This window comes from Streptomyces sp. R35 (assembly GCF_041053035.1).
In the GTDB taxonomy this organism is placed as follows: Bacteria; Actinomycetota; Actinomycetes; order Streptomycetales; family Streptomycetaceae; genus Streptomyces; species Streptomyces lutosisoli.
Genome location: NZ_CP163440.1, coordinates 9,777,898 through 9,803,174, shown reverse-complemented (window position 1 = coordinate 9,803,174; position 25,277 = coordinate 9,777,898). Strand labels below are relative to the sequence as shown.

General features: G+C 71.3%; 21 protein-coding genes and 5 pseudogenes. 16 read left to right on the top strand and 10 right to left on the bottom strand.

What is annotated here, in order from left to right; all coding sequences use genetic code 11:
* Window position 1 precedes the first annotated feature (1 nt).
* The 4 genes from pcaG (at window position 2) to AB5J50_RS44015 (ending at window position 3,961) form a co-directional block, all read left to right on the top strand.
* On the top strand, window positions 2–565 hold the full coding sequence (pcaG, locus tag AB5J50_RS44030; RefSeq protein ID WP_369264187.1) for a protocatechuate 3,4-dioxygenase subunit alpha: 564 nt from the start codon (window positions 2–4) through the stop codon (window positions 563–565).
* Window positions 562–1,902, top strand: a complete 1,341-nt coding sequence (gene pcaB, locus AB5J50_RS44025) for a 3-carboxy-cis,cis-muconate cycloisomerase (protein WP_369264186.1) — start codon at window positions 562–564, stop codon at window positions 1,900–1,902. The genes pcaG and pcaB overlap by 4 nt, the downstream gene beginning before the upstream one ends.
* A complete protein-coding gene (gene pcaD, locus AB5J50_RS44020) occupies window positions 1,899–3,026 on the top strand; it encodes a 3-oxoadipate enol-lactonase (protein WP_369264185.1) in 1,128 nt (375 codons plus the stop codon). Before pcaB ends, pcaD begins: the two co-directional genes overlap by 4 nt.
* Before the next feature lie 140 nt (window positions 3,027–3,166).
* Window positions 3,167–3,961, top strand: coding sequence for an SDR family NAD(P)-dependent oxidoreductase (locus AB5J50_RS44015; RefSeq protein ID WP_369264184.1), 795 nt, complete (start codon window positions 3,167–3,169; stop codon window positions 3,959–3,961).
* 14 nt (window positions 3,962–3,975) lie between these two features.
* Here the strand turns inward: AB5J50_RS44015 and AB5J50_RS44010 are convergent.
* Window positions 3,976–6,641 (bottom strand): annotated as a pseudogene (locus AB5J50_RS44010) (AAA family ATPase).
* 259 nt (window positions 6,642–6,900) lie between these two features.
* Between AB5J50_RS44010 and AB5J50_RS44005 the strand changes: the two are divergent.
* The 3 genes from AB5J50_RS44005 to AB5J50_RS43995 all read left to right on the top strand — a co-directional run bounded on the left by AB5J50_RS44005 (window position 6,901) and on the right by AB5J50_RS43995 (window position 10,434).
* Window positions 6,901–8,187 carry an MFS transporter gene (locus tag AB5J50_RS44005; RefSeq protein WP_369264183.1) on the top strand — a complete coding sequence of 429 codons (1,287 nt, stop codon included), beginning with the start codon at window positions 6,901–6,903 and terminating at the stop codon, window positions 8,185–8,187.
* 4 nt (window positions 8,188–8,191) lie between these two features.
* A complete protein-coding gene (locus tag AB5J50_RS44000) occupies window positions 8,192–9,346 on the top strand; it encodes an anhydro-N-acetylmuramic acid kinase (protein WP_369264182.1) in 1,155 nt (384 codons plus the stop codon).
* 65 nt (window positions 9,347–9,411) lie between these two features.
* Window positions 9,412–10,434 carry a DUF2510 domain-containing protein gene (locus tag AB5J50_RS43995; RefSeq protein WP_369264181.1) on the top strand — a complete coding sequence of 341 codons (1,023 nt, stop codon included), beginning with the start codon at window positions 9,412–9,414 and terminating at the stop codon, window positions 10,432–10,434.
* A gap of 207 nt (window positions 10,435–10,641) precedes the next feature.
* Here the strand turns inward: AB5J50_RS43995 and AB5J50_RS43990 are convergent, their stop codons facing one another.
* Window positions 10,642–11,256 carry a TetR/AcrR family transcriptional regulator C-terminal ligand-binding domain-containing protein gene (locus tag AB5J50_RS43990; RefSeq protein WP_369264180.1) on the bottom strand — a complete coding sequence of 205 codons (615 nt, stop codon included), beginning with the start codon at window positions 11,254–11,256 and terminating at the stop codon, window positions 10,642–10,644.
* Between the two features lie 220 nt (window positions 11,257–11,476).
* Here AB5J50_RS43990 and AB5J50_RS43985 point away from each other — a divergent pair, with 220 nt between their 5' ends.
* The gene (locus tag AB5J50_RS43985; protein WP_369264179.1) at window positions 11,477–12,370 is read left to right on the top strand and encodes a phosphatase PAP2 family protein; all 894 of its coding nucleotides are present in this window, start codon (window positions 11,477–11,479) and stop codon (window positions 12,368–12,370) included.
* Complete coding sequence (locus AB5J50_RS43980; RefSeq protein ID WP_369264178.1) at window positions 12,367–13,335, top strand: hypothetical protein; 969 nt, start codon at window positions 12,367–12,369, stop codon at window positions 13,333–13,335. Before AB5J50_RS43985 ends, AB5J50_RS43980 begins: the two co-directional genes overlap by 4 nt.
* An 81-nt stretch (window positions 13,336–13,416) precedes the next feature.
* Here AB5J50_RS43980 and AB5J50_RS43975 read toward each other — a convergent pair whose 3' ends face one another.
* Window positions 13,417–14,274, bottom strand: coding sequence for a phospholipid scramblase-related protein (locus AB5J50_RS43975; RefSeq protein WP_369264177.1), 858 nt, complete (start codon window positions 14,272–14,274; stop codon window positions 13,417–13,419).
* A gap of 52 nt (window positions 14,275–14,326) precedes the next feature.
* Complete coding sequence (locus AB5J50_RS43970; RefSeq protein WP_369264176.1) at window positions 14,327–16,378, bottom strand: phosphocholine-specific phospholipase C; 2,052 nt, start codon at window positions 16,376–16,378, stop codon at window positions 14,327–14,329.
* A 269-nt stretch (window positions 16,379–16,647) separates the two neighbouring features.
* Between AB5J50_RS43970 and AB5J50_RS43965 the strand changes: the two genes are divergently transcribed.
* On the top strand, window positions 16,648–16,851 hold the full coding sequence (locus AB5J50_RS43965) for a hypothetical protein (protein WP_369264175.1): 204 nt from the start codon (window positions 16,648–16,650) through the stop codon (window positions 16,849–16,851).
* Complete coding sequence (locus AB5J50_RS43960; RefSeq protein WP_369264174.1) at window positions 16,827–17,216, top strand: alpha/beta hydrolase; 390 nt, start codon at window positions 16,827–16,829, stop codon at window positions 17,214–17,216. Before AB5J50_RS43965 ends, AB5J50_RS43960 begins: the two co-directional genes overlap by 25 nt.
* A gap of 48 nt (window positions 17,217–17,264) precedes the next feature.
* On the opposite strand, the gene AB5J50_RS43955 is transcribed toward AB5J50_RS43960, so the two are convergent.
* Together AB5J50_RS43955 and AB5J50_RS43950 are read right to left on the bottom strand one after the other, a co-directional pair.
* Entirely contained in the window at window positions 17,265–17,669 is a 405-nt protein-coding gene (locus AB5J50_RS43955) for a TetR/AcrR family transcriptional regulator (protein WP_369264173.1), read from the bottom strand.
* 42 nt (window positions 17,670–17,711) lie between these two features.
* Window positions 17,712–17,846: pseudogene (locus tag AB5J50_RS43950) on the bottom strand (transcriptional regulator); the annotation flags it as partial.
* A 482-nt stretch (window positions 17,847–18,328) separates the two neighbouring features.
* Between AB5J50_RS43950 and AB5J50_RS43945 the strand changes: the two are divergent.
* The gene (locus tag AB5J50_RS43945) at window positions 18,329–19,306 is read left to right on the top strand and encodes an aldo/keto reductase (RefSeq protein ID WP_369264172.1); all 978 of its coding nucleotides are present in this window, start codon (window positions 18,329–18,331) and stop codon (window positions 19,304–19,306) included.
* Between the two features lie 59 nt (window positions 19,307–19,365).
* Window positions 19,366–20,184 carry an aldo/keto reductase gene (locus AB5J50_RS43940; protein WP_369264171.1) on the top strand — a complete coding sequence of 273 codons (819 nt, stop codon included), beginning with the start codon at window positions 19,366–19,368 and terminating at the stop codon, window positions 20,182–20,184.
* Between the two features lie 74 nt (window positions 20,185–20,258).
* Here the strand turns inward: AB5J50_RS43940 and AB5J50_RS43935 are convergent.
* Both AB5J50_RS43935 and AB5J50_RS43930 read right to left on the bottom strand, forming a co-directional pair.
* Window positions 20,259–20,489 (bottom strand): annotated as a pseudogene (locus AB5J50_RS43935) (alcohol dehydrogenase); the annotation flags it as partial.
* A gap of 330 nt (window positions 20,490–20,819) precedes the next feature.
* Window positions 20,820–21,341 (bottom strand): winged helix-turn-helix transcriptional regulator, encoded by a 522-nt coding sequence (locus tag AB5J50_RS43930; protein WP_369264170.1) that lies wholly within the window; start codon window positions 21,339–21,341, stop codon window positions 20,820–20,822.
* A 258-nt stretch (window positions 21,342–21,599) separates the two neighbouring features.
* On the opposite strand from AB5J50_RS43930, the pseudogene AB5J50_RS43925 reads away from it, so the two are divergent.
* Both AB5J50_RS43925 and AB5J50_RS43920 read left to right on the top strand, forming a co-directional pair.
* Window positions 21,600–21,821, top strand: a pseudogene (locus AB5J50_RS43925) (xanthine dehydrogenase family protein molybdopterin-binding subunit); the annotation flags it as partial.
* A gap of 190 nt (window positions 21,822–22,011) precedes the next feature.
* A pseudogene (locus tag AB5J50_RS43920) lies at window positions 22,012–22,382 on the top strand (DUF2255 family protein).
* A gap of 211 nt (window positions 22,383–22,593) precedes the next feature.
* On the opposite strand, the gene AB5J50_RS43915 reads toward AB5J50_RS43920, so the two are convergent.
* Window positions 22,594–22,938, bottom strand: coding sequence for a hypothetical protein (locus tag AB5J50_RS43915; protein ID WP_369265771.1), 345 nt, complete (start codon window positions 22,936–22,938; stop codon window positions 22,594–22,596).
* On the opposite strand from AB5J50_RS43915, the gene AB5J50_RS43910 reads away from it, so the two are divergent.
* A complete protein-coding gene (locus AB5J50_RS43910) occupies window positions 22,861–24,054 on the top strand; it encodes a X2-like carbohydrate binding domain-containing protein (protein ID WP_369264169.1) in 1,194 nt (397 codons plus the stop codon). The genes AB5J50_RS43915 and AB5J50_RS43910 overlap by 78 nt on opposite strands.
* A 129-nt stretch (window positions 24,055–24,183) precedes the next feature.
* Here the strand turns inward: AB5J50_RS43910 and AB5J50_RS43905 are convergent, their stop codons facing one another.
* A complete protein-coding gene (locus AB5J50_RS43905; RefSeq protein WP_369264168.1) occupies window positions 24,184–25,269 on the bottom strand; it encodes a PHB depolymerase family esterase in 1,086 nt (361 codons plus the stop codon).
* Window positions 25,270–25,277 lie beyond the last annotated feature (8 nt).

Here is a 25,277-nt window from a genome sequence, read left to right as displayed (position 1 = left end):
CATGACCGAGCGGTTGCTCCCCACCCCGTCCCACACCATCGGCCCCTTCTACGGCCATGCGCTCCCCTTCCCCGGAGGCGCCGAGGTCGCGCCGCAGGGCCGCCCCGACACGATCACCCTGCACGGATACGTGTTCGACGGCGCGGGCACACCGATCCCCGACGCCCTGCTGGACTTCTGGCAGGCGGCGCCCGACGGCTCGCTGAAGGGCGCCCCCGGCTCGATGCGCCGTGACCCGTCGACCGGCGGCTTCATCGGCCGCAACGGCGTCGACTTCACCGGCTTCGGGCGGGTCGCGACCGACGCCGACGGGCACTACGCGCTGCACACCCTGCCGCCGGGCAATGCCGGGCTGCCGTACATCAGCGTGTGTGTGTTCGCGCGCGGTCTGGTGCACCACCTCTTCACCCGCGCGTACCTCGCCGACGGCGCGGACCCGCTGCTCGACTCACTTCCGGCCGACCGGCGCGCCACGCTGATCGCGGCCGAGGGGGCGAACCGCACGTACCGTTTCGACATCCGCCTTCAGGGCGAAGGCGAAACGGTCTTCCTGGAGTTCCAGTGACAGCTGTCGACCCCGTCGGTGGTGACGCCGGCCTGCTCGCCCCCGGGTGGGCCGGTTCCCCGGCGTCGTCCGCGACGAGCGACGCCGCGTATCTGCGGGCTCTGCTCGACGCCGAGGCCGCGCTGACCCGCGCCCAGGCGTCGCTGGGGCTGGCCCCGGCCGAGGCCGCGTCGGCGGTGACCTCGGCGGCCGACGCCGACGGCTTCGACGTCGCGGCGATCGCGCTGCGTGCGCGAGGCGGCGGCAACCCCGTGATTCCGCTGGTCGCGGATCTGACGGCCGCGGTCGGCACGGAGTACGGCCCGTACGTCCACCGGGGCGCGACGAGCCAGGACATCATGGACTCGGCGGCCATGCTGGTCGCCGCGCGCACGCTCGATCTGGTCCTGGCGGACCTCGACCGCACGGAGCGGGCACTGGCCCGGCTCGCGGCGGACCACCGGGACACGGTGATGCCGGGCCGGACGCTGACCCAGCACGCCGTGCCGACGACCTTCGGGCTGAAAGCTGCGGGATGGCGGTCGCTGGTCCTGGACGCCCGGGACCGGGTGGCCGCCGTACGCGGCTCGCTGCCCGCCCAACTCGGCGGTGCCGCAGGCACGTTGGCGGCCTTCACCGTCTTCGGGGCGACCGACCCCCAGGCCCTGACCGCCGCGTACGCCCGTGAACTGGGCCTCGCCGAGCCGGTGTTGCCCTGGCACACGCTCCGTACACCGATCGCCGACCTGGCCGGAGCACTGGCGTTCACCGCCGGAGCGCTGGGCAGAACCGCCGTCGACGTGCTCACCCTCGCCCGTACCGAGATCGCGGAGGTGGCCGAAGGCTCCGGTGGCGGATCGTCCGCGATGCCGCACAAGGCGAATCCGGTACGGGCCACCCTCGTGGCCGCCGCGGCCCGGCGGGCGCCGCAGCTCGCCGCCACGCTGTACGGAGCGATGGCGGCCGAGGACGAGCGTCCGGCCGGTGCCTGGCACGCCGAGTGGGAGCCGCTGCGCGACCTGCTGAGGCTGGCCGGCGGCGCGGCGCGCGACGCCGCCGAGCTGACGGAGGGCCTTCAGGTGAACGCGGACACCATGCGTGAACACCTCGGCCTCACCCATGGGCTGATCGTCTCCGAGCGGCTGGCCGCCGAGCTGGCTCCCGTGCTCGGCCGGGCCCGTGCCAAGGAGTTGCTGACACGGGCCGCGCGGCGCGCCGTCGCCGGGAACCGGCCCCTCGTGGAGGTGCTCGGCGAGGAGCCGGAGCTCAAGGAGCTCGACCTCGCGGACCTCACCGATCCCACCCGCTACACGGGCTCCGCGGGAGCCCTCACCGACCGTGCTCTGGAGCGACGTTGACCCAGAAACTGCTCAATCACCGCGCCGAGGGTCCCGCCACCGCTCCCCCGCTGCTCCTCGGGCCCTCGCTCGGCACGTCGTACGCCCTGTGGGACAAGGTCGCGCCCGAACTGTCCGCCACCCATCAGGTGATCCGCTGGGACCTGCCGGGGCACGGCGGGACCGCGCCGGACCTGATCGGTCCCGGTGCGTCCGTCGCCGACCTGGCCGAGCTGGTGCTCGAACTCGCCGACTACCTGGGCATCGAGCGGTTCGCGTACGCGGGTGTCTCGCTCGGCGGTGCGGTGGGTCTGCATCTCGCCACGCACCACCCGGAGCGGATCTCGTCCCTGGCCGTCGTCTGCTCGTCGGCCCACTTCAACGGCTCGAAGCCGTGGGAGGAGCGGGCCGCGCTGGTCCGCCGCGAGGGACTGGCCGCGCTCGCCGAGAACGCGAACGCCCGTTGGTTCACTCCCGGTTTCACCGTGCCGCGGCTGATCGAGGACCACCGCACCACGGACCCCGGGGCGTACGCCGCCTGCTGCGACGCTCTCGCCGCCTTCGACCTCCGGGACCGGCTGTCGTCGATCAGTGCGCCGACCCTGCTGATCGCGGGCCGCGAGGACCCCGCGACGCCGCCCGCGCATCTGCGCGAGATCGCGGACGCGGTGCCCGGCGCCTCCCTCACCGAGATCGCCGGCGCCTCGCACCTGGCGCCGGCGGAGCGCCCGGAGGCCGTACTCGCCGCGCTGCGCGGGCATTTCGACGGGTACGCGCTGCGGGGCATGGAGGTACGCCGTCAGGTGCTGGGCGACGAGCACGTGGACCGCGCGCAGGCTCGCCAGTCCCCTTTCACCGCCCGTTTCCAGGACTTCATCTCGCGCTATGCGTGGGGCGAGATCTGGACGGATCCGACGCTGGCGCGCCGTGAGCGCAGCATGATCACGCTGACGGCGCTGGTGGCGCACGGCCACTACGACGAGCTGGCGATGCACGTCCGCGCGGCGCGGCGCAACGGTCTCACGCCGGAGGAGATCGGCGCGGTGCTGCTGCAGACGGCCGTGTACTGCAGTGTCCCGGCGGCCAATTCGGCCTTCGCGGTGGCCCAGCGGGTACTGGCCGAGGAGGAGGCGGAGGGGTCCTGACCACGGTCCGACGGTGAGGGTGACCCTGCCAGGGGTAGTGACAACAGCACCTCGTACGAGCGGTCACGGCGTGCCTAGGGTGGCAGGAGGTCCTCTGCGATGGCAGCGGATCCTCTGCGAACCCTGCGAACGGAGCTCCCGTGCCCACTGTCCTGATCACCGGCGCCACCTCCGGCCTCGGCCGTCACATCGCCTTCGAGCTGGTCCGCTCCGGATACGTCGTCCTCGCGCACGGGCGCGACCGCGGGCGGACGGACCGGCTGGTGGCGGAGCTGCGGGCGGAGGGCGGCGAGGCCCACGGGTTCGTCGCCGATCTGGCCTCACTGGCGCGGGTGCGGCGGCTCGCCGATGAGGTCGCCGCCGCGCACCCCCGTCTCGACGTGCTGGTCAACAACGCGGGAGTGGGCGCGGGGCCACGCGGTGCGGGGCGTGAGGTGAGCGCCGACGGTCACGAACTGCGGCTCGCGGTGAACTATCTCGCGCCGGTGGCCCTCACCCGGGCGCTCCTGCCCACGCTCCGGGCGAGCGCCCCCTCCCGCGTCGTCAACGTCGGCTCGGCCGGCCAGGAGCCCCTGGACTTCGACGACCCGGAACTCATCCGGGGCTACAGCGGCGTATCGGCGTACTGCCGCAGTAAGTTCGCGCTGGCCGCACATACGTTCGCGCTGGCCGAGGAGTTGGCGGGGAGCGGTGTCTCGGTGAACGTCCTGCACCCCGCGACCTACATGGACACGGCGATGGTCCGCGAGGCCGGTGTCAGCCCCTGGTCCACCGTGGCGGACGGCGCCGCGGGTGTACTCGCCCTGGTGACACAGGAGTCGGGCACCGGCAGGTATTTCGACGGCACGAGTCCCGCGCGGGCGCACACGGAGGCGTACGACCGCGATGTCCGCAAGCGGCTGGAGGCGACGACGGATCAGCTCCTCGGCTCCTGAACCCAGCTGCCCGGCTAGAGGTTCGCCAGCGCCTCCCTCGCCTGCACCACCAGCCCGTCCGCCCCGCACGAACGCGCCAGCGTCAGGCCCTTGTTGAGCTCCGACGCCGAGCGGGCGACGATGCCGTGCTCGATGCGGGCCGCCGCGTGTTCGTACTGACAGGGGGAGGCTTCCAGGTAGGTGACCGCCTGGGCGGCCAGCCGTACCGCGCGCTGGCCCGATTCGAGGGCCGCGGCGCAGCGGAGAGCCTCTCCGATGGCCGTGTCGGTCCCGAAGCGCTCGGCCTGGCGGCGGGCGTCCGCGGCCAGGGCGGCGGCGCGCGCCGGGTCCTCCGTGGCGAGGGCCCGGGCAAGGTCGACCGACCAGGGGGCGAGCACCGTGTTGTGGTGACCGCGGGCGGTGGCGGCCTTCTCGGCTGCCTCCAGTTCGTTGATGCCGTCCTTCGTGCGGCCGGCGGCGATCAGCAGACGGCCGCGTACGGAACGGGTGTCCGGGAGGACGATCGTGGACGGATACGGCGGTGCGAAGCCGTAGCGTTCGGCGATCTCCGCGGCCTCCTGGACATGGCCGCGGGCGAGCAGCGTGTCGATGAGACCGCAGGTCGCGGACCAGTACAGGGGCAGCCCGCGCCCGACCCGCTCGGCGAGGCGCAGCGATTCGCGCTGGTAGCTCTCCGCGTCGACGAGGCGGCCCCGTCTGCGGTGCGCGAGGCCGAGGTAGGCGTTGGCCAGGGAGAGATGACCGCCGCTCCAGCCGGCCTTCACATAGGCGTGCAGGGCCTCGCTGAACAGGCTCTCGGCCCGGTCGAGCCGGTCGGCGTAGGCGTACGCGCTGCCGAGCATCAGCAGGAGTTCGACACCCCACTCGGTGTCGGTCCAGCCGAGTCCGGGTGCGAGACGGCCGTTGACGAGGGCGCGGTCGCAGAGCTCGACGACCTCCTCGGCGTTCTCACCGCGCGTCATCGCGTCGAAGCCGCGCAGTATGAGCAGCGCGCGCTCGGAGTTGTCCCGTCCGGTACAGGTCCTGACGAGTTCGGCGAGACCACGGGAGTATCCGGAGCGCTCCTCGCTCCCGTGGAGGCTCTCCCACATGTAGTGCACGGCCTGCAGCCGCATCCGGGCGGGGCCCGGTTCGAGCCGGGCGACCTCCGCGTCGACCGTGCGGACGGCCTCGTCCAGCTGGTCGTTGTGGAGCAGTGCCTGGGAGAGCCGGAACACGGCGTCCACGCGCATGGCGTCATCCAGGCCGGGCCTTTCGAGCGCGGCGCGCAGATGGCCGATCGTCGTGGAGGGCGCGGTCAGGAGCGTGGCGCAGCCCAGTTCGTAGAGCACGCGGGCGTGGACCTCGGGCAGCGGGGGCTCGGCCAGTGCCCGCTCCAGGCAGCGCCTGGCCGCATCGGGGGCGCCGACGGCGAGGTGTTCGCGGGCGGCCTCGCGCATCTGCTCGACGAGCTCGGGGTCGTCGTCCGGATGGACTTCGAGGAGATGGCGGGAGGCCGCGGCGGAGCCGCGCCCGGACTCGGTGACCGCCCACGCGGCCTGACCGTGCATCGCGGTGCGCAGGGCGTCCGGGATCGAGCGGTAGACCGCGGTGGCGATCAGCGGGTGCACGAACTCCAGGTCGCCGTCGGGTACTTGACCGTTCACGGGCTCGGTCCTGGTCAGGATGCGGGCGGCGCTCAGCAGTTCGGCGCAGCGCTGGGCCTCGTCGTCCTGCATGCCGGCGAGTTGAGCGGCCACGTCGAGGGAGATCCCGGTACCGAGGATCGCGGCCGCCCAGGCGAACCTGGTGGCATCGATGCCGAGGCCTTCGAGGCGGGCGACGAGTCCGCGACCGCGGGCCGAGCGGTTCAGCGCGCGCAGTTCGGCGGCCGATCCCTCGCCCGGCTCAAGCTCGCTGTCCTGCACCTTGGCGAGCAGCTCGACGGTCTCGTACGGATTGCCGCCGGTGACCGCCCACACCTCGCGGCAGAACGGCGCGTCGGCGTGCTCCCCGAGCGTGGCGCGGGTCAGCCCGGCGGCCGCGGCCGGTGTGAGCGCGTTCAGCGTGGCGACCGGGCGGGCCTTGGCGGCGACCGCGTCGAGCAGGCGGGCGCTGTCGCCGCTGACCCCGCCGGGCGGCGGGCCACCACGACGAGGACGGACAAATCGTCGAGACGCTCGGCGAACGCGGCGAGCCAGCGCAGGGTCTCCTGGTCGGCCCAGTGCGCGTCGTCGATGAGCAGCACGAGCGGCCACTCGCGCTTGGCGAGCCGCCGCACCGCGGCGACCAGCCCGTCACAGACACCCTGCGGGTCGGGCTGCCGGTCACCCGGTTCCGTTATGCCGAGGGCGGGGCCGGCGATGTCGTACCAGTCGCCCAGGTATTCGCGTGCCTCCTCGGGCAGCAGCGAGACGAGGGCGGGCTGCAGCAGCTGCCGTACGACATTGAAGGGGACGGACGTGACGGTCTCACCCCCGCGTGCCGACCACACGGCGCAGCCGCTGTTCTCCGCGATCCGGCGTGCCTCGGCCAGGAGCGCGGTCTTGCCGAGACCCGCCTCGCCGCTGAGGACCAGCAGGCTTCCCGAGGACGCGGAGTCCGCGCGCAGCGCGGCGATCGCCTCCTCGAGTGTGGCGACTTCCTCGTCGCGCTCCCACAGGGAGGCCGAGGCGACCGCTCCGGGCCGTACCTCCGTCATCCCGCTACCTCCCCAGGTCGCCCACACGACGTATTGGAAACGAGCCTAGCCTCCTGGAAGGCACAGCGGAGCCCCGTCCGGGCAGCTGTTGCCGGGATGAGTGACAGTGAGATTCCGAAGGCGACGCGGCGAGGCGCCGACCAGGCCGCGTGAAATTTACTGACCGTCAATAACCCTCGAAATGAAGGTAACTTTCCCCCGTCAGTCTCCGCCGCCGGCCGGCACCGCCCGGCCCCGGCACACCCCGGGAGGAACCGGCATGAGCGCCCCCGCGCACGACACGGACCTGCGCGCCGCCCGGCCCCCGCACGCGCGAAGAGCCCTGCTGGCGGGCTCGGTGGGCAACCTCATCGAGTGGTACGAGTTCGGGGTCTACGGCTACTTCGCGACGGTCATCGCGGCGCGCTTCTTCACTCCGGAGGGCGGCAGCGAGGTCGAGGGCCTGGTGAAGGCGTACGCATCCTTCGCACTGGCGTTCTTCTTCCGGCCCGTGGGTGCCGCGCTGTTCGGCCGGCTCGGCGACCGGATCGGGCGGCGTCCGGTGCTGATCCTGGTGATCGCCCTGATGACGGCCGCGACGACCCTGGTCGGCGCACTGCCCACCTACGCCACCGTCGGCGCTCTCGCCCCCTGGCTCCTCACCTTCCTCCGGGTGCTCCAAGGGCTGTCCGCCGGCGGGGAGTTCGGGGGCGCGGTCTCGGTGATGACGGAGTTCGCGCCGCCGGGCAGGCGCGGACTGTACGGATCGTGGCAGTCGTTCACGGTGGCGCTGGGACTGCTCGGCGGTGCGGGGATCGCCGCACTGCTGGCCACGGTCCTCAGCCCCCAGGAGCTCGAAGCGTGGGGGTGGCGACTGCCGTTCCTGCTGACGCTGCCGCTCGGCCTCGGTGCGCTGTGGCTGCGCCTGAGACTGGCGGAGACGCCCGCTTTCACCAGCGAGTTCGAGCGCGAGCGTCCGCCCGGCCGCGAGCTGGCCAAGGCGATCGTTCTCGGCGCCGGACGCGTCATGGGCTGGGCGGCGGCCGGTTACACCTTCCTCGTCGTGCTCCCCTCGTACCTCCAGAGCACGCTCGACGCCTCCTTCCAGCAGGCGCTGCTCGCCACGGTCCTCGCCAACCTCGGCTTCGCGGCCACCATCATCCCGGCGGGGCTGCTCAGCGACCGGATCGGGCGGCGCCCCGTGATGCTCACGGGAGCCGTTCTCGTCACCCTGCTGGCGCTCCCGCTGCTCAATCTCCTTCAGGACAGCGGAACTTCGAACGCCATCAAGGGCGTCGCCGTCTTCGTGGCGGGTGCCGTCGTCGGACTGATGGCGGGGCCCGGTCCCTCGATGCTCTCCGAGATGTTCCCGACGAGCGTCCGCTACACGGGACTGGGACTCGCCTACGCCCTGTCCAATGCCGTGTTCTCGGGCTGCGCGGGGCTCATCATCACGGAGACCATCAAGCGGACCGGGAGCGTGGACATCCCCGCGTACTACGCGGCGGCGACATGCGCGGTGAGCGCGCTGGCGCTCTCCACCCTCCGTACGGAGAAAGGGAGTTGAGCAAGTGCGGGTGATCGGCCTGATGTCCGGCACGTCGTACGACGCCATCGACGCGGCCGCCGCCGAGCTGGCCCTCGACGGCGACAGCCTCGTGCTGCGGCCGCTCGGGCTCGTCCGCGAGACGTACGACGACGGACTGCGTGACACGCTCGCGGCGGCACTGCCCCCGGCCCCCACGAGCCTGGCCGAGGTGTGCTGCCTGGACACCCTCATCGGACAGGCCTTCGCGGCGGCCGCCGTCCGGGCCGACCATGAACTGTGCGACGGGCAGGGCGAGTTGGTCGCCTCGCACGGCCAGACGGTCTACCACTGGGCACAGGACGGGCAGGTGCGCGGAACCCTCCAGCTCGGGCAGCCCGCCTGGATCGCCGAGGCGACCGGGCTGCCGGTGGTCGCCGACTTCCGCCCGCGGGACATCGCCGCGGGCGGCCAGGGAGCACCGCTGGTGAGCCTGGTCGACCGGCTGTGGCTGCGCGGCAGGCCGGGGACGCCGGTGGCTCTGAACCTCGGCGGCATCGCCAACCTCACCGCGCCTGACGGTACCGCCTTCGACACCGGGCCCGCGTGCGCGCTGCTCGACGCGGCGACGCGGGGGCTGAGCGGAGGGCGCCTGCACTACGACGTGGACGGGGCCCTGGCCGCCCGCGGCACGGTGCACGAGCCGTTGCTCCAGCGCCTGCTCGCGGAGCCGTACTACGCGTTGCCCGCACCCAAGACGACCGGCAAGGAGCTGTTCCATCTCGGCTATCTGCGGGACGCGTTGGCGGGTTTCGGGACGCTGACCGCCGAGGACGTCATCGCGACCCTCACCCGGCTCACCGCCCGGACGGTCGCGGACGCCGTGTGCGCGGTGCGGGCCACGGAGGTGATCGCCTCCGGTGGCGGCACCCGCAATCCCGTCCTCATGGCGATGCTGGGCGCGGAGCTTCCCGGGGTGGCGCTGCGCACCTCCGACGCGTTGGGGCTGCCCTCGGACGCCAAGGAGGCGTACGCCTTCGCCGTGCTGGGCTTTCTGACGCTGCACGGCCTCGCGGGCACCGATCCGGCGAGCACCGGGGCCCGGCATCCCAGCGTGCTCGGGTCGATCACCCCGGGCCGGAACGGGCTGCGGGTGCCACCGCGGGCGGACCGGGCACCCGTACGGCTCGTGCTGAAGTGACCTGAAGTGAACCGCCGGGGAACCCTCTCATCCGCCTTTCACCCAGGGCTCATACGGTGGGCACCATGACGCAGGTGACTCCTCCCGGCTGGTATCCCGACCCCGGGCAGACAGATGACGCTCCCGCCACCGAACGCTGGTGGGACGGTACGGCATGGACGGACCAGACCCGCCCCGTCGGGTCGGCCGCCCCATGGGGTCCCCCGGCGCACGCGCCGGCCGCCGGACCGTATCCGGCCCTTCCCCCGGGCTCGCCGCGGCGCGGACTGCGCACCGGCATAGCGGTCGCCGCGGCGATCGCGGTCCTCGCGGGCATCGGCGGCGGTGTGTACGCGCTGACCAAGGACGACGGCAGCGGCGGCAACAGCGCCAATGCGCAGGGCCCCGGCGGGTTCAACGGCCAGGGCGGACCTGGTGGCGGACAGGGCGGCTCGGGCGCGCCGAGCGGCGCACCCAGCGGCGCTCCGAGCGGCGCTCCCGGCGGCTCGGGTGGCTCCGGCGGCTCCGACGGCCAGAGCCCGGCGCCCGGTCAGTCGGCGCAGCCGCAGGCCGAGGAGGGGTACGCCACCGACGCGCTCAGCGGCGTCAGCATCCCGGTGCCCGACGGCTGGACCGGCCAGGACGGCACGACCGGCGCCGCGATCGCCACCAAGGACACCTACAAGTGCCCCGGTGACACGTCGGAGAAGTGCCAGCGGGGCGGCGCCTACTCGGCCCCCGCGACGTCGCAGGGCCTGAAGTCCACCACGGCGGAGGCGGCGGCCAAGGAGGACATCTCCAAGAACGCCACGGAGTCGTACGGCAAGGGCTACGGCACGATCTCCTCGCACACCGAGCTCGCCTCCAAGGCGGTCACCGTGGCCGGCGAGAAGGGCTATCTGGTGCGCTGGAAGGTCGTGACGAGCAAGGGCGACGACGGCTATGTCGAGTCGCTTGTCTTCCCCTCCCCCGCCGACTCCAAGACGCTCGTCGTCGTCCGCTTCGGTGTCGACGTCAGCTCGAAGGCGCCCAAGCAGTCGGTGATCGACACGATCACCAAGGGCATCAAGGTCGCGTCGGGAGTCAGCGGCAACGGGCAGAACGTGTAGCCCGTCCACACATCCGGTCCGGAGACCCCGGACCGGCACATGGACCCCGGACATGGTTCGGCCGGGTGGGGCGCCCCTCCGCTCAAGGGGAACCCCACCCGGCCGGGGGGTGCGCGCCGCCCCCGTCCCCACGGTGCGGCGCGTTACAGGCCGACGTCCGGTCATCCCGCGGACGGCGACCTGAGTCTTAAGTCAGGCCGAGCGGTCTCATTTCAGGCCCAGTGCCGGCAGCACGACCGCCTCCACGAACTGTGTGAGATACGCCGCATCCGCGTACTGGCCCTCCAGCACGGGGCGCACGCGCACTACGCCGAACAGCTGCGCGGGGATGAACTCCAGCGCCGGATGGTCGGCGGCGATGTCACCCCGGTCGACGGCGCGGGCGATGATCTCCTTGATCGCGGCGATCTCGGGCTCGACGAGCGCGTCGCGCAGCGCCTCCTGGAGTTCCGTGTCCTGCATCACGGCATGGCCGAGCGCCTGGAGCAGCTGGGTGTCGCGGCCCGACCAGTCGCCCGCGGCCCGCGCCGCAGCGCGCAGGTCCCCGGCGAGCGAGCCGGTGTCGATCCCCGCGAACCGCGGACAGCGGTTGGCACGCAGCGCGGCGGCCACGAACTGGGGTTTCGTCTTCCACTGGCGGTAGAGCGTGGACTTGCTGCAGCGGGTGCTCGCGGCCACGCCCTCCATGGTCAGCGCCTCATAGCCGCATGCGCGGATCTGTTCGAGCACAGCGTCGTAGAACTCCTGCTCACGCTCGGGCGTGATCTTGGAGCGGCGCGAGGCGACGACCGTCTCCGGTCCGTCCGCGTCCTGCGACGTCATGGCTCTTCTCCTCGCTGAATCCGGCTCGTGTGGTGGCCTGCTTCACACAGTCTAATCGATACGCCAGTGTACCGGTACGGATCCGTATCGGTACACTGGCGTATCGGTACACTGTCGTATCGATGAGCCTTGGACAGGATCTACGTTTCTGTCGAGTGGATCCTGTCCTGGGCTCACCGCGCATCACCCCACGCAAGACCGTCAGCAAGGGGGCCGGGGGATGGATTCCCGAACCGAGCCTGCAGAATCCGCATCAGAGTCCGCTTCAGAGCCGGAGCCGCCTGACGCGGCCATACGAGCGGCGGCGTCGCACGACGCCGCCGCGACAGCGCACGCGTCCGACGTCGCGGCGCGCCCGCCGCTCGTGCGGGAGCTCCTGCTCGTCGTAGGACTCTTCGTCGTCTACAAGGTCGGCCGGCAGCTGGCCACCGGCCACACCGCCGAGGCCTTCGGCAACGCGCACAAGGTGTGGGACCTGGAGCGGGCCGTGCGCCTGCCGGGCGAGGACACCGTGCAGACCGCACTGCTGCACAGCGACACCCTCGTACACCTCGCGAACACCTACTACGCGACCGTTCACTTCCCTGCCACCGCGGCCTTCCTGGTCTGGCTGTACCTGCGGCGCCCGGCCCACTACATCTGGGCCCGCCGGGTCCTCGCCGTGGTCACCGCCGCCGCCCTGGTGGGCCACCTCACCTTCCCGCTCGCGCCGCCGCGGCTGCTCGCCGAGGCGGGTCTCATCGACACCGGACAGGTCTACGGGCCCACGGTGTACGGGGCCCACCCGGCGACCGACTCGATGGCGAACCAGTTCGCCGCGATGCCGTCGCTGCACTTCGGCTGGGCACTGATGGTCGCGATCGGCCTGATCGCGGCGACGAAGTCCCGGTGGCGCTGGCTGTGGCTGCTGCATCCGCTGCTCACCCTGGTAGTGATCGTCGGCACCGCGAACCACTACTGGCTCGACGCGATCGTCGCGACCGCCCTGCTCGGCATCGCGCTCGCCGTGATCCACCTGCCGCACCGGACGGCGACGACCGCGGGCCGGGTCCAGGAGCCCGCCGAGGTCGTCCCCGTACAGGAAGTGCCGGAGCTCGTGGGGGCGGGACGATGAGCGCCACTCTCGCCGCCGTCGTCCTGTCCCTGTTCTCGGCCGTCGCGTACGCCGCCGCGGCCGTCGCGCAGGAACGGCTCGCCTCCCGGTCGCCCGGCTCGGGCACACTGCGGATGCTGGCCAGCGGGGCCTGGTGGTGGTCGGTCGCGCTGAACGCGTCCGCCGCGCTGCTGCACGTCGCCGCGCTCAAGTACGGCACGCTCACGCTGGTGCAGCCGCTCGGCGCGCTCACCCTGGTCGCCGCGGTTCCGCTGGGCGCTCGGGTCGCCGGACGGCGGGTCAGCGCGGTCGAGTGGCGCGGGACGGCGCTCACACTGATCGGCCTCGCCGCACTGCTCGTCACGGCGTCCGGGCCCGCGCCCGACGACGTGCTGACGGTGCCCCAGGCGCTCGCCGTCGCCGGTACGACCGCCATGCTGATCGGCGGCCTGTCACGGCCGGGAACGCGGCCGGGGCTGCGGCACGCGACCGCATCCGGGTTCGCCTCGGGGGTCGCCTCGGCGCTCACCCAGACCGTGACGGTGGCCGCGACGGACCGCTCGGACTCGCTGCTGAGCGCCCAAGTGGTCGTGGTGGCACTGCTCGTGGCGGCCTTCGCGGCCGGCGGACTGCTGCTGTCGCAGACCGCGTACCAAGGCGGGCTCGGCGCGCCGCTCGCCGTCGTGACGCTCGCCAACCCGGTCGCCGCCGTGGTGGTCGGCCTGTCGCTGCTCGGCGAACGCCTTCAGGGCGGCGCGGCGGGCGTGCTGCTGGCGCTCGTGGGAGCGGGGATCGCGGCGTGGGGCGTGGTGACGCTGTCACGGTCGACGCCCGATCCCGACCCCCTGCCCCTGGCCCGGCCCCAGACCCTGGTGGACGACGACCACCCGGTCGCCGCGGTACTGGCACTGGACGCGGGATCGGCGACGTACGAACCCTCGTTGGTGCCCAAGCAGCCCAACTCGGGGCACCTGACGTCCCTCTAGAGCAAGCAGCCGGCGTCCCGCCGGGGAGAAAGCAAGAAGGGCGGCCGCGGAGATCCGCGGCCGCCCTTCCTCATGCCACCGTCATCCCAGTCCGCGGGAGTCCTGCTTGAGCGCCGTGTCGACGGTCAGCGCCGTCGCCACGACGAGGCTCAGCAGGGGCTCGGGGAGCTGGAAGTGAATCTGCAGGACGTAGTTGTCCGCAGTGGTGAACATCGTCTTGGCGAGGCCTTCCCAGGTCTTGGTGATCCGGGCGACCTCGTTGTCCGCGTGGTCGACGATCGCGAAGTTCCACGCCCGCCAGTTCTCCGCCTTGATCGCGCCGACCTGCTGGCCGTTGACGTTCATGGCGAAGTTGATCTTGCCGATCATGTTCTGCTGGACGATCTCGCCGACGGGCGATCCGTCCGGACGCGACACGATGACCCGCGACTTGAGGAACTTCGCGGGGCGGGTCAGCAGCAGCTGCGGCTGGCCGTGGGCGTCCCGGATCTCCAGCTTGTGGGTCATGAACTGGTCGAGGCTGGAGACGAAGCGCAGGATCTTCTTGAACACACCCTGCCCGACCTCGGTGACCGAGCCGAGCTGGTTGCCGTTCTGATCCATGACCTTGTACTCGTTGGTCACCTCGATCAGCTTGGCCTTCTGGTTCACCACCAGGACCGGCTCGGTGAACAGAGTGCCGCCGCCGACGCCACTGGGCGCGACCCCGGCCTGCTGCTGCACCTGACGCTGCACGCGCTGGTCGGGGGCCGGGGCGGACTGCTGGGCGTACGCCTGCTGGGGCTGCTGGGCCTGGTGCGGTACCTGCGGCGCGCCCTGGGCCTGCTGGTCCGCATTCGTGTGGTCGGTCCACTGGGATCCGTCCCAGTAGCGCAACGTCTGGGGCGCCCCGTGCGGATCCGGGTACCAACCTGCAGGAGTGTTCGAATGCGTGGTCACCGGGGCACACTACCGTGAGATGGCCGGAAAGCAACCGGTAGTTGGGTAACCATCAGGCGGTGACGATCGCCGGGTCGCTCACACCGGGCAGACCGTTCTCGACATGTCCGGCGAACCGGCGCAAGAAGCCCGCGTCCGCGTCGGACACGACAGTCAGGTCGTACCAGCGCCTGCTCGCCCGCAGTTCGACCGTGTACTGCACGGTCGCACCCGCCCGCACCTTGAACGACTGCGACTTTCCGCCATAGCCGTCGGTGAGCTTGAGGTGGACCGTGCCGGAGCCCTTGTTGGTGAAGGTCAGCTCCACATGGCTCCCGACGTGCCGCGCGGTGACCTCGGGTCCGGCCGCCTTGCCGGGGCCCTTGAAGGTGCGCAGGAAGCCGTTCGGTCCGTGCACGGTGAGGTCGTACGAGCCGTTCGAGTACGCCGAGTTCCAGGTGTCCGAGACCGTTTTGCCCGCCTCGGTGGTGTAGGTCCAGGGTCCGTCGGTGCGGTTGCCGGAGGTGACGAGGAACGCGGCACCCGCCTTGGCGCCGGAGCCGAAGGTGAGCGTGAACGTGCCGGCCGCGGTGTCCGCCGAACCGTCCACCAGGGGCGCGTACTTCAGCGGGCGGGCCGGGCGCGAGCCACGCTCCTGCTTGGGCAGGACGGGGTTGGCCGGCGGGGTGGGCACATAGCTGGGGTGGCGGTCGTGGTCCGGCGGCTGGTAGCCGTCGGTGTCCGGCAGCGCGACCGGCTTGCTGTCCTTGCGCGCGAAATCGAAGGCCGAGCTGAGGTCGCCGCTGATCGCGCGCCGCCAGGGCGAGATGTTGGGCTCGTGCACGCCGAAGCGGCGCTCCATGAACCGGATGATCGAGGTGTGGTCGAGCGTCTCGGAGCAGACGTAACCGCCCTTGCTCCAGGGCGAGACGACAAGCATCGGCACCCGCTGGCCGAGTCCGTACGGTCCGGCCGCCCGGCTCGCGTCGCCCTGGTAGAGGTCCGGGCCGACGTCGACGGTGGACTTGCCCTGCGCGGCGGACTGCGGCGGGAACGGCGGCACGAGGTGGTCGAAGAAGCCGTCGTTCTCGTCGTACGTGATGAACAGCGCCGTCTTGCTCCACACCTCGGGGTCGGAGGTCAGCGCGTCCAGGACCTGGGCGATGTACCAGGCGCCGTAGTTCGCGGGCCAGTTGGGGTGCTCGGTGAACGCCTCGGGTGCGACGACCCAGGAGACCTTGGGCAGCTTCTTGCCCTGCACATCGGCCTTCAGCTGGTCGAAGAAGCCCTCGCCCTTGCGGGCGTCGGTACCGGTGCGGGCCTTGTCGTACAGCGGGTCGCCCGGCTTGGCGTTGCGGTACTGGTTGAAGTACAGCAGCGAGTTGTCGCCGTAGTTGCCGCGGTACGCGTCCGAGATCCAGCCCCAGGAGCCGTTCGCGTCGAGACCGTCGCCGACGTCCTGGTAGATCTTCCAGGAGACCCCGGCCTCCTCCAGCCGCTCCGGGTACGTCGTCCAGTCGTAGCCCACCTCGTCGTTGCCGAGGACGGGCCCACCGCCCTTGCCGTCGTTCCCCGTGTAGCCCGTCCACATGTAGTAGCGGTTCGGGTCGGTGGAGCCGATGAACGAGCAGTGGTACGCGTCGCAGATGGTGAACGCGTCGGCAAGCGCGTAGTGGAACGGGATGTCCTCGCGCGTCAGGTACGCCATCGTCGTCGACGACTTGGCGGGCACCCATTTGTCGTACTTGCCCTTGTTGAAGGCAGTATGCCCGTCGCTCCAGCCGTGCGGGAGGTCCTGGATGAACTGCATGCCCAGGTTGTCCGCCTCGGGCCGGAAGGGGAGCACGTCCTTGGTGCCGTCCGACTGGTACCAGACCGACTTGCCGCCCGACGTCGTGGCCGGACGCGGGTCGCCGAAGCCGCGGACACCTCTCAGCGAGCCGAAGTAGTGATCGAAGGAACGGTTCTCCTGCATCAGGACGACGATGTGCTCGACGTCGTCGATGGTGCCGGAACGGTGGTTGGCCGGGAGCGCGGCGGCGCGCTCGATGCTGTTGGCCAGCGCGGTGAACGCCGCGGTGCCGCCGGCGAGTTGGAGGAATCGGCGCCGATTCACTTGAGGCATGGGTGAGTGACCTCTTGTCCTGACGGGCCCGGTCGGCCGGATGGTGAGGGAACGTGCGCGGTTGGAGTGTTCCAAGAGCACCAAACGTCAGGGAAGGGTCCTGTAGCCCCCATGTGAAACTCGGCGGTACGTGAGGCGAACGGTTTCGGACGGATCGTCAGCCGACGGCCGGTCGAGAGCTCCGGGCCCGCCCCGGGAGAGCGCGGCGTCCGTTCCCCAGCGCGTCGGCCTCCCCCGTTCACGAACGCTTCCGTCTGACGGAAGCCGCCTTGCCCGGCTGTGGCCGCCGTCACGAATCCGGTGCCCAGCGGGGCGACGAGGCCTCACCCTCCAGCGAGTTCGTGGCCCTCCGGCACTCCCCCACCACCCGCCCGGCTCCGCTCTCTGCACTCGCCGGCCGCGCGAACGCCACCGACGACAACGCCACCGCCGTCTACTGGTCCATCCCGTGCGGGGACAACTCCGCCGCCTGACCCCGCGATCCGGCGCGCTACCGACGCGACGCGCTCCACGACGGCGCCCGCCACCCCGTCTACGGGGACTTCGCCGCCAACATCACCCCCTGCGCTTCTGGCCCCGCGGCCCCGAGACGGCCACCCGCGTCGACAACACGACCGCCGCCCTCGCCGTACAGAACGAGTGGGATGCGCAGACCCCGGCGGCCGGCGCCCGCGCCCTGCACCACGCGCTGCGCGGCTCACGCCTCGCATACGTCCGCGGTGGACGGGGCCACGTCGTCCACAGCTTGCCGGGCGCGCCCGAGTGTGTGACCCGCACGGTCGACGCGTACCTCACGGAAGGGCGCTTGCCGGTGGGGGACGTCACTTGCCGCACCTGACGCAAGGGGCGAGCAACGGCATTCGCCGGCCGGCGCCGGGCGCGCTTGCTACGGCGCGCACCCACGCAGGATGAAGACCACCATGTTCTCCAGGCCCCGTTCGATGCCGTCGGCGGGGATACCGCCGGCGGCCGCGAGGGTGACGTAGCCGTTCAGAGCGGCCATGACCGGCAAGCCGATCTCGTCCACCGGGCCCTCGCGTACCTCGCCCCGGCGCTGTCCGTCCTCGATCAGGCGGGCGGCGGCGAACTCCATGTAGGCGCGGGTGAGGAGGGTCAGCCGCTCGGCGAAGGACTCCCCGGCCTCGTCCTGGGCGGTGTTCAGCACGGTCACGAGACGGTCGAACTCCTCCAGCGCCAGGGCGTCCAGCAGCGCCTGCTTGTTCCTGAAGTGACGGCTGGGCGCGGCGGGGCTGACCCCGACCTCCCGGGCCGGTTCGCGCAACGAGCTCATCCGTCATCGACGCCCTCGCCCGCGCCCTGCGGAACTTCGGCCGGTCTCCTTGCCGCGCTCCAGGCGGACGCAGTGGGCGAGACTGATCCCGGCCAGCAAGGGGAGTTCCTCTCGCCGCAGTCCCGGGATACGGCGCACGCCGGGCGAGGCGCCCAGCCCTGCCTCTTCCGGGGTCACCTGGGCGCGGGGGCCCGCAGATACGCGCCGAGCCCGCTGGCGACGTCCACCGAGTGGTCTTTCGTGCCCTTTGCCGCACGCGCCGTGCCGACATCCTGCCGGGCTCTGCGCGGGTCATGTCCGCGGTGGTCCGGCCAACATGCGGATGTCGCGCGACCGGGCACGCTCTCGTGGCGTGCCGACCACTCGGCGGTGCGGTGAGGGGCCCTGTCATTCCCCCGAACAGCTCGGCCCGTCATCTGGGGCGCTCAGGCGCCACGACGGCTGGGACCTGCCCATAGGCTTCCCATGAGGCCCACGACCACAGTGCCGTACGGCGCGTGGTGCCGTGCCCGGTCCGGCCCTGCCGCCATGGGCCGAGGGCACGCGACAAGCGGAGGCCGGATGCCTGGGCCAGAGTGGAACCGGCCCGCGAACGGCGAGCGCCCAGCCCGAGAGCACGGCGAAGAACCGGCCCGAAGACGACGGAGCGGAGAGCACTCATGCACCACATCCACCTGCGTGACCTGGCGGTTTCCCGGATCGGTCTCGGCGCGATGGGCATGTCCCAGGGATACACCGGTGCCGGGACCGACGAGCCGGAGTCCATCCGTACCGTGCACCGCGCCCTGGAGCTGGGTGTCACCTTCATCGACACCGCCGAGATCTACGGGCCGTACACCAACGAGGAACTCCTCGGACGCGCCCTCAAGGACCGCCGCGACCAGGTGGTGCTGGCCACGAAGTTCGGCCTCGTCTCCCATGAGGGCGACGGCCCGGGGAATCTGGACTCCAGCGCGGCCAACATCCGTACCGCCGTCGAAGGCTCCCTGCAGCGTCTCGGCACGGACCACATCGACCTGTACTACCAGCACCGGGTCGACCCGAACGTCCCCATCGAGGAGACGGCGGGCGCCGTGGGCGAGCTGATCGCCGCGGGCAAGGTCCGCGCGTTCGGACTGTCCGAGGCCGGGCCGGAGACGATCCGCCGCGCGAACGCCGTCACTCCGGTCACCGCCGTCCAGTCCGAGTACTCCCTCTTCACGCGCGACCCGGAGGCCCAGGTACTGCCGACGCTGCGCGAACTCGGCATCGGCTTCGTGCCGTTCTCGCCGCTGGGACGCGGCTTCCTCACCGGTGCGATCCGCTCCACCGACGGCTTCGCCGCGAACGACTTCCGCAAGGACAACCCGCGCTTCACCGGCGAGAACTTCCAGCACAACCTGCGCCTGGCCGACGAGGTCAAGGCCGTCGCCGATGAGGTCGGCGCCACCCCGGCGCAGGTCGCCATCGCCTGGCTGCTCGCGCAGGGCGACGACATCGCGCCCATCCCCGGCACCAAGCGCGTGAGCCGCCTCGAAGAGAACACCGCCGCCGACGCCGTCCGGCTCACCCCCGCCCAGCTGGACCGGTTGACGAGCCTCCCGCCCGCGGCCGGCGCCACCCACACCGAAGCCCAGCTGAAGATGCTCGAACGCTGAGCCTCCCGCACCAAAGGAAAGAACCCACGCAGAACATCACCCTGAACAACGGCGCCGAGATGCCGATCCTCGGCTTCGGCGTCTTCCAGATCCCGGCCGACGAGACCGAACAGGTCGTCACCGAGGCCCTCGCGGCCGGCTATCGGCTGCTCGACACGGCGGCGTCGTACGGCAACGAGGAGGCCGTCGGCCGGGCGATCAAGAACAGCGGCATCCCGCGCGAGGAACTCTTCGTCACCACCAAGCTGTACGTCCAGGACGGGCCTGGCGAGGAGAACACCAAGCGTGCCTTCGAGACGTCGCTCACCAAGCTCGGGCTCGACTACCTGGACCTGTACCTGATGCACCAGCCCTACGGCGACGTGTACGGCCAGTGGCGGGCCATGGAGGAGCTGAACCGGCAGGGCCGCGCCAAGGCCATCGGCGTCTCCAACTTCTACCCCGACCGCCTGCTCGACCTGATCATCAACAACGAGATCACGCCCGCCGTCAACCAGATCGAGACCCACCCCTTCTTCCAGCGTGCCGACTACCAGGACCTGATGCGCGAGCAGGGCGTCCAGCAGCAGGCGTGGGGCGGCTTCGCGGAGGGCAAGAACGATCTGTTCACCAACCCCGTACTGAGCGAGATCGCCCAGCGGCACGGGAAGTCGGTGGGCCAGGTGGTGCTGCGCTGGGCGGTCCAGCGTGGCGTTGCCTCGATCCCGAAGTCGGTACGCCCCGAGCGGATGGCGGAGAACCTCGACGTCTTCGACTTCGCGCTCACCGATGCCGAGATGGCGTCCATCGCCGGCCTGGACACCGGAGCCTCGCTGTTCTTCGACCACCACGACCCTGAGATCGTGAAGTGGCTCAGCGCGAGGCGCCTCGACAGCTGAACCACACCCTGAGCGGCAGGCCGCGGCGGCACACACTGCTCCGCGCCCTGCCGCTCAGGTCGTCCGAGTGGCGGTCAGCCCGTCGCCGGCGTGCCGATGTCGATCACGAACCGGTACCGGACGTCACCGGCCGCGACCCGGTCGTAGGCGGTGTCGATCTCGTCGGCCGCGATGACCTCGGCCTGGGCGCCGATGCTGTGCCCCGCGCAGAAGTCGAGCATCTCCTGTGTCTCCCGGATGCCGCCGACGAGCGTGCCCGCGGGCGAGCGGCGGTTGTGGAGCAAGGAGAACGCGTCGATGCTGAGGGCATTCTGTTCCAGGAGAAGCTGCACCTCAGCAAGGCGTTCTGCAACGGCCAGTACGCCATGGCGGGCGTCAGCGCCACGCTGATGGCGGCCACCGGATTCGAGGGGTGCGAGGGACGATGCGGGCGGCCTCACCGAACGGGCCGACGTCGGGGCACAGCCCCAAAAAGGGGCGCCTTCCCGGCGGTTGCCTGGTGGTGACGGCGTGCGTGGATCCCTGCGAGGGGCCTCTCGCTGTTTCATCGGCGCCTGCCGAAAGAGCGAGCACCCGATCGGCACCCCGACCATCGGAACGTCTCCCCCGCCGTCCCCTCCCGTCGAGCTGACCGCTCAGCCCTGGTCAACAGCGACTCCACCCGGGCCCCGCCTGCGGTGACGGTACCGATCCCGCATGGCGTCGCTCGCCGCGGGGCCCGCGGTGAAGACGTAGGTGTCGCTGTCGTCGAGGCGACGCCCGGTCGCCGCGTCGACGACGACGGGGTCGACCTCCTCACCCGTCGCGCCGTCGACGAGGACCATGCTGCGCTCCTCCGGTGTGAGGCGGGAGTTGCCCCACGCGGTCAGCGCGACGATGACCGGCCACAGAGAGCGCCCCAGCGCGGTGAGCACGTACTCGTGACGCACGGGGTTGGTCTGGTAAGGGCGGCGCTCCAGCAGACCGTCGGCGACGAGGGCCTTGAGCCGGGTGGTGAGCATGCTGGAGGAGATGCCCAGGTTCTCCTGGAACTCGTCGAAGCGGGAGTAGCCGTCGAAGGCGTCCTGGAGGATCAGCAGCGTCCACCACTCGCAGACGTGCTGCGCCGCGGCGCACAGCGGACTCTCCCGGTCTCCCAGGTTGATTCGGCTCGGCAATTTGACCGCCCTCGATTAGTCACTGCTAAGGTCGAAGTCACTTGGTTCTATTTTAGTACCCACCAGGTGGCGGGGCTTTCGTGCGCCCGTGACCAGGAGCGCCTGGCGAGAGTGAGTGTGACCATGCCCGCCCTGTCCGTACTCGACCATGTCCTGATCCGCCCCGACCAGACCAGCGGCGACGCGATCGCGGCCGCCACGTCCATGGCCCGGAAGGCCGACGAGCTCGGCTACCGCCGCTACTGGATCCGACGCCGCCACGCCAACCTCGCCGACTACCTGGTGCCGGTCAACGCCGACGTCCCCGGCCTGAAGGCGATCTACGTCGACGGCCGGGACGACGAGGCGGACCCCCTCGGCGTCAAGGGCCTCGGCGAGGTCGTCCTGGTCGGGGTGGCGCCCGCCATCGCCAACGCCGTCTTCCACGCCAAGGGTCGGCGGGTGCGCGAACTTCCCATCACCGCCGAGTCGTTGCTCTGAGCCGCGCCCCACCGCGTCTTCTCGAAACGCGATCGGCAGCCCGTCGACGACGTCCAGCTCGACCGCGTGGCCGGCTCCAGCGGCACCCCCGACGGCTTCGACGCGGCCCTCGACCGCATCAAGGAGGAGGCCGCCGGGTGACCCGACCCGTGCCCTCCGCAACCTCCCCCGCACGAAAGGAAGTTCCGCCATGACGTCCTGGACGCCCGACGAACTCGGCCGCATCGCCTCGGCCACCGAGCTCGACCTGGAGTCCGAGCGGGCCGACGGCACCCTGTGCGCGCCCGTCACCATGTGGGTCGTACGGGCCGGCGACGACATCTACGTACGCTCCGTCAAGGGCCGCTCCGGCCCCTGGTTCCGAGGCACCCTGGCGCAGCGCCAGGGCCGCGTCAGCTCCGGCGCGTCCACAAGGACGTCACCTTCACCGACGCCGACCCGGCCGACTGGCCCGCCGTGGACACCGCCTACCACGCCAAGTACGACGCCTACCGGGGCATCGTCGACCACGTGCTCACCGAGCAGGCCCGCGCCGCCACGCTCAAGCTCATCCCGCGCTGACGCCACCCGCCCGCGCCCCGCATCCGATCAAAGGCGTTCGCTGCTCGCGGCTCGCCATCTGCCGCGCGAATACGTGATCGGCTCGGTGTCCGGCGTACGGAATGCCCGACCAGCGGGTGTCGACGTTCGGCCGTAGCGCCGCGTACGTTTCCGTGGCCGAGGCGGCGGCGACGCCTTGGGGCGCCGGGCGGCTTAGGTCGGGCCGGAACGGTCAGCCGGTACGGACGGCTTCCAACTCCTGCTGGACGCCTGCGGGTTCGGCGTCGAGCGGCATGTTGGCCTTGTCCAGGGCGGCGTCGAGTGAGCCGGGAGGGTCGGCGGCCAGGTCGGCGAAGAGCGGGGCGAGGCCGGTGGGGGCCGGACCGTGCTCGGCGACGAGTTCGAGGGTCTTGTGATCCGCCTCGGAAGAGGTGAGGGCGGAGACGAGGACCTGGGCGATCTGGCGGCGGGAGACGACGCCGTCGCTGGGGTCGCCCGCGTGCCGGGTGTCGCCCTGCAGCATCACCAGGGCGAGTTCGCCGGGGGCGTTGTAGTCGAACCAGCCGGGACGCACCACGGTGTAGGGGCGGCCGCTGGCACGGACTTGCCTGCGTCGGGCGGCAACAACAAGAACCGTCTGCTCATGCTGCCCACCGAGGTCTGCACCCCCGACCAGCGGCTGATGGACAACCTGGCCACCACGATCAAGTCGCTGCACGACTCCCGGCTGATCGCGACCGTGCACTACTACGGCTACTTCCCGTTCAGCGTGAACGTCGCGGGCTCCACCCGCTTCGACGCGCAGGCCCGGGGCGACCTGGACACGACGTTCAAGCGGATGCGCGACACCTTCGTCGCCCAGGGCATCCCCGTCGTCCTCGGCGAGTACGGCCTCCTCGGCTACGACCACGGTCCCGGCGCGGTGGAACGCGGTGAGATGCTGAAGTACTTCGAGGCGCTCGGCCATGCCGCCCGCACCAACAAGGTCACCACCGTGCTGTGGGACAACGGCTCCTTCTACGACCGCGCCAAGCGCCGGTGGAAGGACGCGGGGCTGCTCCGCCAGATGAAGTCGAGTTGGACGACACGCTCGGCGACAGCCTGCTCCGACCGCGTCTTCGTGCCGAAGTCCGGCCCCGTCAAGGACCGTTCGCTCACCCTGAACCTGAACGGCGCCACCTTCACGGCGCTCACGCAGGGCACCACCAAGCTGGTCAGCGGCCGGGACTACACCCTCTCCGGCAACCGGCTCACCCTGAAGGCGGCCACACTCACCCGGCTCGTCGGCGACCGCTCCCCCGGAGTCAACGCGACGCTCCAGGCCGGGTTCTCCCGAGGAATCCCCTGGCGCATCCAGGTGGTCACCTACGACACCCCGGTGCAGTCGGACACGACCGGTACGACGGCGTCGTTCGGCATCCCCACACAATTCCGGGGTGACGCGCTGGCAACGATGCAGGCCACGTACGCCGACGGCAGCAACGCAGGCCCGACGAACTGGACTTCGTACCAGGAGTTCAACACGGCCTTCGCGCCGGACTACACCAAGAAGACCATCCGCCTGACCCCCGCCTTCCTCAACGCGCTCAAGGACAACACGCGCGTCAAGCTCACCTTCCATTTCTGGAGCGGCGCCACCGCGACGTACCACGTGACCAAGTCGGGAAGCACGGTGACCGGCACGACCTCCTGACCACGGCTCCGGCCGTACGGGGCGCCGGCCGGGCACCGGGAGCCCACTGCCGCGACCACTGACCCGCCGCCCGACCCGGTGCTCAGCCGCAGGCGGAGAGCGCCAGGTCGGGCGCCGACGAACCATCGGTCACTTCGGCGCAGTCACTGTCATGGCGCAGGCCGTGCCGTTGCGGGTGTAGGAGCTCGGCGGAGCGGTGATGCCGGTGTTGGTGAGGGTGATGTTCGACGTCAGGCCGGTGTTCCAGGCGCTGACGGTGCTGGTGACCCGGCAGGTCGCCGTCCCCGGCGGCGGGTTGGAGGTCTGGAACTGCGTGAAGAACTTCCAGACCTCCTGCGGCACCCAGGTCCTGGATCCGCTGTCACCCGCGGCCCCGTCCTGCGGAGCGGCGATGTGCCCTTCGTCGAACGCGGCCCAGACGACCGGATGCCCGGCCGAGCAACCCGAATAGGCGGTGACCCGGTGCGCCAGGCTGCCCTGCGCCGGCTCCGGCGGGTTCTGGGCGGTGCAGCCGTTGTTCCTGACGAACCTGTCCCGCAACGCCCGTCCGCCGGAGATGCCGAGGACGTTGTCCCTGAGGCCGTGCACCCCGAGGTAGGCGATGGGCTGGGTGCCACCGCTGCATCCGCTCAGCTGCCCGCCGCTCTGGACCGCGACCGCGCGGAAGACCGTCGCGCGCGAACAGGCCAGGGCGTACGACATGGCGGCTCCGTAGCTGAATCCCAGGGCGAAGCGCTGTGTCGTGTCGACGCACAGATCCGTCTCGATGCGCCTGATCATGTCGTCGACGAAGGTGACGTCCTCCCCGCCGGCATTGGCCCAGCCGTTGTCGAGGCCTTGGGGTGCGACGAAGATGGTGCTGTTGTTCGCCAGTCGCTGGAGCCCGTAATAGGCCCAGGTGCCCGTTTCCACGGTGCGGCCGGTGGCGACGTCGGTGGAGGTGCCGCCCAGCCAGTGGAACCCGAAGACCAGCCGGTAGGCGCGGTTGCGGTCGTAGCCGTCGGGGACGCGCAGGATGAAGTTCCGGTTCTTGCCGCCGCTCTGGAACGTGTGCGTTCCGCTCGTCAGGGCGGGAGCCTTGCCGCACCCTGCGGTCGGGGCAGCGGCGCCGGCGGATGCGGCCGCCGTGGCGGAGACCGTGCGCGGGGTGTTCTCGCCCTGGCCGCGGCCCAGTGCCGTGCCTCCCATGTTCAGGACGACCACCACCGCGACCACGGCGGACC

Bases quoted from the DNA above. Each gene is read 5' to 3' on its own strand.
- pcaG (WP_369264187.1), top strand. From the start codon at position 2: ATGACCGAGCGGTTGCTCCCCACCCCGTCCCACACCATCGGCCCCTTC.
- AB5J50_RS44005 (WP_369264183.1), top strand. From the start codon at position 6,901: ATGAGCGCCCCCGCGCACGACACGGACCTGCGCGCCGCCCGGCCCCCG.
- AB5J50_RS43995 (WP_369264181.1), top strand. From the start codon at position 9,412: ATGACGCAGGTGACTCCTCCCGGCTGGTATCCCGACCCCGGGCAGACA.
- AB5J50_RS43990 (WP_369264180.1), bottom strand. From the start codon at position 11,256: ATGACGTCGCAGGACGCGGACGGACCGGAGACGGTCGTCGCCTCGCGC.
- AB5J50_RS43985 (WP_369264179.1), top strand. From the start codon at position 11,477: ATGGATTCCCGAACCGAGCCTGCAGAATCCGCATCAGAGTCCGCTTCA.
- AB5J50_RS43980 (WP_369264178.1), top strand. From the start codon at position 12,367: ATGAGCGCCACTCTCGCCGCCGTCGTCCTGTCCCTGTTCTCGGCCGTC.
- AB5J50_RS43970 (WP_369264176.1), bottom strand. From the start codon at position 16,378: ATGCCTCAAGTGAATCGGCGCCGATTCCTCCAACTCGCCGGCGGCACC.
- AB5J50_RS43955 (WP_369264173.1), bottom strand. From the start codon at position 17,669: ATGAGCTCGTTGCGCGAACCGGCCCGGGAGGTCGGGGTCAGCCCCGCC.
- AB5J50_RS43945 (WP_369264172.1), top strand. From the start codon at position 18,329: ATGCACCACATCCACCTGCGTGACCTGGCGGTTTCCCGGATCGGTCTC.
- AB5J50_RS43940 (WP_369264171.1), top strand. From the start codon at position 19,366: ATGCCGATCCTCGGCTTCGGCGTCTTCCAGATCCCGGCCGACGAGACC.